This window comes from Candidatus Bipolaricaulota bacterium, assembly GCA_021159055.1.
Classification (GTDB): Bacteria; Bipolaricaulota; Bipolaricaulia; order UBA7950; family UBA9294; genus S016-54.
Map to the genome: position 1 here is coordinate 1 of JAGGSO010000077.1, position 6,599 is coordinate 6,599.

4 protein-coding genes are annotated in these 6,599 nt (G+C 43.4%); 2 read left to right on the top strand and 2 right to left on the bottom strand.

The features are described from left to right. A partial coding sequence (locus tag J7J55_03920; GenBank protein ID MCD6141851.1) for a peptidase C25 occupies positions 1-2,422 on the bottom strand: 2,422 nt, incomplete at its 3' end. Positions 2,423-2,612: 190 nt separating this feature from the next. Next, positions 2,613-2,954 carry a nucleotide pyrophosphohydrolase gene (locus J7J55_03925; GenBank protein ID MCD6141852.1) on the bottom strand — a complete coding sequence of 114 codons (342 nt, stop codon included), beginning with the start codon at positions 2,952-2,954 and terminating at the stop codon, positions 2,613-2,615. Positions 2,955-3,008: 54 nt separating this feature from the next. Here J7J55_03925 and J7J55_03930 point away from each other — a divergent pair, with 54 nt between their 5' ends. Together J7J55_03930 and J7J55_03935 are read left to right on the top strand one after the other, a co-directional pair. Next, positions 3,009-4,886: an NFACT family protein gene (locus J7J55_03930; protein ID MCD6141853.1), complete on the top strand. Its 1,878-nt coding sequence runs from the start codon at positions 3,009-3,011 to the stop codon at positions 4,884-4,886. Next, complete coding sequence (locus J7J55_03935) at positions 4,883-5,896, top strand: mRNA surveillance protein pelota (GenBank protein MCD6141854.1); 1,014 nt, start codon at positions 4,883-4,885, stop codon at positions 5,894-5,896. The genes J7J55_03930 and J7J55_03935 overlap by 4 nt, the downstream gene beginning before the upstream one ends. Positions 5,897-6,599 lie beyond the last annotated feature (703 nt).

Here is a 6,599-nt window from a genome sequence, read left to right on the forward strand (position 1 = left end):
GCCCTGCTCCCAGGTCTGTCATATCGAACGTGCTTACATAGCTTGTCTGTGTCTGGACATAAGCATCCCCAAGAACATGATATCCTTTCTCGCCGTACTGGCGGAAGAACTCTGAAGTAATCCATCCATCGCCTCCTCCTGTCGTGCAGTCCCTTCCAGGCACCCCATAACCAAGCCCTGTGTTCCCCATGCTGGCAATTGCCCCACCGTCAGGATTCCTCACAAGGCGCCAGCTCAAGCACTCCGGCACTAACTGTCCGTATGTCCACATCGAGTTATCAGGGAAAAATGAGAAAAGCAAATGGAATGCATGGAGAAATGCAGGCACCATCGAAACATTGAACTGGCTATTATGGCAGCCGCCTACAACTGCTACCGGCAATTTTTCTCCATTTGAAAGAGTATCAATCGGAAATACCGGAAAGCCGATATACGGGAACCATGGTTTGAGCTGCGTCACCACAAGCCCCGTGATGCTTGCATGCTGTCGGTTGCCTGGCACACCTGGATAATGGTCGCCCCATGAATTAGGACTTCCATGGCCTGACATGAATACGAATCCGCTTCCTTTGTTCAGTGCCTCAAGCACGTCGTCCTGCCCCGTCAACCTGCCATTGGAAGCAAACAAAACATCCTGCTTGAAATCATCCGGCATGTAATACAGAGCGCCGCCTCTTCCCTGCACCGCATGGTCTCCGACTGTCCACTCTCCCTCGTAAAACATCTCTGTGTTGTTTCGCCAGGCTGAAAAAACCTCATCGCCTTCTCCATTCTCAATCCAGACATGGATATCTGTCAAGTTGCCATATGGCTGCGGATCATATGACTTGCCCCTTATGGTGAGAACACCGTCTTGATAACTAACATTCGCCCAGTGCATGAAGAAATTTAGGTATGCCTCGCTCTCGTCCGGAGAATAAAAATAATCGGTATTCCCAAGCACGTCGCCGTCGGAAACGGAAACAATTTCCGCAATCGGCGGTGCCGGATATCCGTTCTGAAGAGCAGGATTGAGATGGTCATCATGATTGAAATGCAAATCCGTTTCCTGGCTGCGGTCAAGAGTTATATGTATAACGTCCACAGGCCCTTCCTCTCCCTCATCATTCATGCTCTGTGCATATATAGTATAGCTTCCATCAGGCAGTGACTTGGTGTCCCATGTTATATTCAAATCATGCTGGTCAAGGAATCCGTCGCCGGAGATAACCACCATCTTTTTGAACCACGAAGGGTCACAGCCGCCATTTTCATAGTTGATAATTTTATCAACGACTGTCTGCACTTCGCTTATGCTGCGGCAGGCAAGCCGCCCCACCGCCACATCCGGGAATAGATCAAGGTAGGTGTCATTCTCAACGCCAGGCTTGTTCCAGGCAGCAAATATGCCATCGCCGTTAGGATCCCAGTCCTCGAAGGCGCCGCCCTCTTTGTAAATGTCTGCATAATATAAATCGCTTATAACTCCGGGGTCGTGGATGGTTTCCTCATCCAGCGGAAACGCCGGATTATCCCACAAATTTGTATATCTCACTGGCAGATACCAGCCCCTTGACCCAATGTTCGAGTTGTCCTTGGGTTTTGCCCAGAACTGGGATTTGAGCCCGCCTACAAGCATGACATACTTTATCCCCCACTGCTCCACCGCATCTTTTATGAAGTATTTTATTTTCTCAGCCTCATCGCTTCCGTCATAGTCGCTGTAAATATCCTCTGTCGTTTTCAGGAAGGTGGAAATGCCGTGGCTGTTTTTATGTTCAACGAGCCGCTCCAGCTCTCCTGAAAATTTCCCGGGAGCAATTATAACCATGTCATACGCGCTGTATGACGGAAACGGGCTGCGAGAAGGGCTGTCATATTTAACCTGCACATCAGCGCTTCTGGCAACTTCTATTTTGTTATCTGCGGGAGAATAGCGGACAGGATAAAAATTGATGATGAGCAGCGTCACATGCTCACCTGCCCCATTTAACCCGCATCCTGCCCTGTATGAATACCATGCATTGGGATAATACTCATGCTGGCTGTAAACTGCATCATCCCTCTCCAGATAATTTATCGCCACCCTGTCGCTCAAACCAAGAGGCAGCATTGCAGGCGCAGGGCGGACAGGCGCAGAAATGCTCATTTCCTTCACCCCCTGCGGTGTAACCTCGACTCTTATATTTTTGGCACCAAAAGGGAGTTCAACGACTTTCACCATTTTGGGAAGCACTGGCCTGCCGTTTTCCAGGAGATATGTGTCAACACCCTTTAGATTTATACTGAGAAATTTTTCGCCATATCTTTCTGTCTCCAGCAACGGAACCATAAAATCCAGATTTCTCGAAACAGTGGCTGATGCCGCATTTTTAAACTCTAGGGTGCCTATTCCCCCTAGCAGAAACATTCCCACAATAGCCAATGATATTGCCTTTTTCATGTTCTTTGCCTCCATAAGGTCAATCTTTGTCGATATATAAAAATTTGCTTACATGGCACTTTTAGAGAAAGTTCTTTTCCCGAGGGTTTTCTTTCTAAGAAAAGGCTCCAAGAAAGGTGTTTCATCCCCAAAGAAATAACTTAAGGGAAGAGGATAGAAGGAGAAACCGTAGGTGTCTCCTCTTTGGGCTCTAAGGGAATGCATTCCCTTTGAATTTGCTCACAGGATATTTTTCTTCGTTTTTCTTAATTTTTTTAAGAGCAATGTCTATCAGATTCACTCCCAATTTATTTGACAGAACTATGAGATAAATCATGACATCTGCCATTTCTTCTGTTATTCTGTTGAGATAATCCTCCCTTTCAAGCATCTTATCCACTTCTTTGTCATTTCTCCACTGAAAATTCTCCAGCAATTCGGCTGCTTCTATGGAGATAGATATAGCAACATCCTTCGGATTGTGAAATTTTCCCCAATCTCTTTCCCTGACAAAATTTGATACCTTTTCACTCAATTCAAGAAATTTATCCATACCAATGTATGAATTTTTAGTAAAAAAATTTAAGGGATGACTTTATTTGTCTGTGTGAAAGAAAGAATGGACAGTTTTGATGTATCTGCGATTGTTAGAGAGATGCAGGAGATTGTAGGGGGATGGGTGGGCAAGATATATCAGAACGAGGATGAAGTTGCCATAAAAGTAAGGAAGGAAGGGAACAAAATAATTTTCATAAAGAACGGCAAGTGGATATTTATGGCAGATAGCAGGGATGAAAGCAAGGAGCATCCCCCGACTTTCGCAATGACATTGAGGAAATATCTGAATAACAAAAAAATAACATCTATAGAGCAGGTGGGTTTTGACAGGGTGGTGGTGATAAAATTCAGCAACTCTTATGCCCTCATAATAGAGCTTTTTTCAGATGGAAACATAATACTGGTCGACGATGACGGAAAAATATTGCTCCCGATAAAATTCCGGTCATGGTCTCACAGAGAGATAAGGCCGAAGCAGGAATATGTTTTTCCCCCTGCACGCACCAACCCTTTTGATCTGTCGTTTGAATCATTCTTTAAAATATTGAAAAAGAGCGATAAGGATTTGATAAGAACAATGGTCATGGATGTAAATATCCCGGGCATATGGGGTGAAGAAATATGCGAAACAGCCGGCATAGAGAAAAACATGCCATCAAGTGAGATTGACGAGAAAGATGCTCTGAAAATATATGATTCCATGAACAATCTGCTGAGCCGTCTTGCTGAAGGAAATTTTGAGCCCGTTATTTTAGAGAGCAGGGAGGGCTATGAAAATGTGCTTCCATTCCCTTTAAAGAAAGGTGAAGGGTACAGAGCAATAAGATTTGATAGCTTTAATGCTGCGGTTGATGATTTTTACTTCAAAAATTTTTACGCAAAGAAAGAGACGGTAAAAAACACTGAGAGGGAAAGGCTGCTGAGGCAGTTAAACCAGCAGCAGGATGCAATAAAAAAATTTGAGCAGGAAGCAGAAAAAAAGAAGAATGAAGGAGATGCCATATATGCAAACTATGCATTGTGCGAGGAAATAATCAATAAGGTAAAGGAAGGAGATTACGAGGAAAAAAGAAATTTTGTGAAAAAATATGTTTACCCAGAGCTGGTCATAGAGTTGCCATACGACGGCAGGACCGTAGAAGTATGCATGGATGTCAGGAAAAGTGTAGCTCAAAATGCAAACGAAAAATACAACGAAAGCAAAAAGGCAAGGGAAAAAATAGAGGGGGCAAAAGAGGCAATAGAAAAAACTCTTGACAAACTTAAGAAATGCAAGGAAGAGGTAATTGAAAGGCAGATAAAAAAATCGGCAAAGAAATTCTGGTTTGAGGACTATAGATGGTTTATATCATCAGACGGAAACCTGGTTATAGGGGGAAAAGACGCTTCTTCAAATGAAAAGATTGTTAAAAAATATATGAAGGCAGGCGATAGATATGTTCATGCCGACATTCACGGCGCCCCATCCTGCGTGGTCAAAGCAGCAGATATCGAGGGAAATGAAATGGAGATATCAGAGAAAACGCTTGCCGAAGCATGTCAATTTGCTCTCTCATACTCAAAGGCATGGAATCTCTTCGGGAGCGGAAGCGCCTACTGGGTCAAGCCAGAGCAGGTATCAAAAACTCCGGAGTCAGGGGAATACGTTCCCAAAGGCGCATTTGTGATAAGAGGAAAGAGGAATTATGTAAAATGCGATGTGGAGATTGCCATTGGCAAGGTGAACATACAGGGCTATGAGAAGATAATGGGGGGCGCCCCTTCTGCTGTCAAAAAGCGGGCTGAGAAGTGGATAGTTATTGAGCACGGAGAGGCGGATAAGAACAAGATGGCAAAGGAGATGGCAAAAAAATTTGGTGTTGGAATTGAAGATATGCAGCGTGTCCTGCCTCCCGGAAGCATAATGATAAAGGAGGAAAATTTATGAAAGTGCTTTACAAAAATCTAAAGGACGGAGAAATAAAGTTGCTCATCCAGAATACAGACGATTGCTGGCACCTGTACAATATAATTGAAGAAGGTGACCTTGCATCTGCTTTTACATACAGAACAAAAAGCCAGACCGATGACAAGAAAAGGGAAGGCAAGGGAGAAAAGGAGAGAATGTATCTTACAATAAGGGTGACGGAGGTTTCATTCCAGGAGTTTTCGGACCGCCTCAGGGTTCAGGGAATTATAGAAGAAGGGCCGCAGGACCTGGGAAAGCACCATACATTCAATCTCAAAGTTGGGGACGAAATAAAAATAAAGAAGAATTGGAAGAAGTACCACCTTAAAAGAATAGAAGAAGCTGTCAATGCAAGCAAGCAGCCTTCGGTTGTTGTGTTATCCATGGATGATGATGCGGCGACAATAGCAGTACTGCACCAGTATGGCGTGGAAAAAATAGCAGACATATATTCAGGGCGCACCGGGAAATTCTATGAAGATAAAAGCGATAAAAAGGACTACTACGGAGAAGTTCTATCAAAAATCAAAGAATACGACCTTCCGACCATAGTAGTTGGCCCGGGTTTCGCAAAGGAGAATTTTGCCTCGTTTGCAAGAGAAAAAGAAAAGCTGAATTTTATAGTCGAGGGAACAGGGCATGCGGGCATGGCAGGCGTCAAGGAAGCAATAAATAGAGGCATCATAGAAAGAATCGCTGAAGAATCAGCACTTACAAGAGAATCAAGACTTGTTGAAGAACTTCTGCAGGGCATAGCAAAGAATGGTGCAGTGACATATGGCAGAGATGAAGTAAAGAAAGCAATCGAGATGGGAGCTGCCGAAAAGGTAATTGTGCTTACCAGAATGGTGAGGGAGAATGAGGATTTGCTGGAGCTGGCAGAGAAAATGGGAGCAAAGGTTTACACAATAAGCGATATTCACGAGGGCGGAGAAAAACTATCTGCCCTTGGAGGGATTGCTGCATTTCTGAGATATAAAATTGAGTGAAGTATGAGAAGTGGATTCTGATTGACCTGTGGGGTTATCGCTGCCGGGGGCAATGCAGGTAATTTATTAATGGGTTTTATGTTGTTACAGCAATAAATGTGAAGAAAGTCATTATCCTCACTACCATATTTTCCTTTTATCATTATCCTATCATCTGTCACCGGGTGAGGAAGAAAATGCACAGATTGTTACCTGCATGTATGGAATGAGAGGAGATATATCTTATACCATCAATGTGAGCGAGAATAAGGCAATGAACATTCTAAATGAATTGAAAAATCTTGAGGACACCATAAAAGATGGGAATATACATAATGCTTTAAAATTGCTTCGATGCTGAAAGAAGATGGTGTTTTCAGAGACAATGTTATATTTGATTTGATAAGAAATCACGGAGAGGACAATATTGCCCCCTATAGCGATATCAATGACACAAATTTCATGCTAAAAAATCTGATGTGTTTTGTTGTAGGATATGGCGATGCGCTCTTCGCTTACCCGATGGATATCCTTGCAATTTTTTTATTATACTATTGCTGGGGTGGATGCCGCTTCAGGCATGCTCATTGGCTTTTCTGGCATAGTTGTAAATATCTTTTTATTGCCAAAAAATGACAGAGAGATGTCAGCACCGTTTTTCTGTTTGGAGACATCAATTATGGCATATGCTGTGAATGAGTAATGCTGCTCAACTCACCTTGAC

What these genes read in the sequence shown, in the direction of transcription:
- J7J55_03925 (MCD6141852.1), bottom strand. Translation starts at nt 2,954, where the DNA reads ATGGATAAATTTCTTGAATTGAGTGAAAAGGTATCAAATTTTGTCAGG.
- J7J55_03935 (MCD6141854.1), top strand. Translation starts at nt 4,883, where the DNA reads ATGAAAGTGCTTTACAAAAATCTAAAGGACGGAGAAATAAAGTTGCTC.